We start from the raw sequence: 286 nt of genomic DNA, 5'->3' as shown, positions 1-286 counted from the left end.
CACCTGGCGCAACGCGCAACGCACCGGTGTCTCGGGTATCGGGCAGTGGCAGGCGACTGTCCACAAGGCGTTGGCTGGTGCCATTGTCACTGGTGGTCACAGCCCTGACTGGGTGAACGCCGGTCTGAAGCTCATCGCAAATGCGATCCTCGGCTACATCGGAGCGATGTTCGGCAACGCCGGCCTCGCGCTGGGAATCTTCGATTCGGTGATCGAAGACGTCGTGCTCGCGTTCCATCGGATGGCGAATCCGATGCGGCAGAACAGGATGGGCATCCGCGGTCCG

At 62.9% G+C, this 286-nt stretch carries 1 pseudogene; it reads left to right on the top strand.

From position 1 onward, the window contains the following. Positions 1 to 286: pseudogene (locus tag AC3XQU_RS23720) on the top strand (hypothetical protein); the annotation flags it as partial.

The sequence above is a fragment of the Telluria sp. AZSoR62 genome (assembly GCF_058111565.1).
Note: the sequence above shows the minus strand (reverse complement) of the source record. Positions and strands in the feature narration are given on the sequence as shown.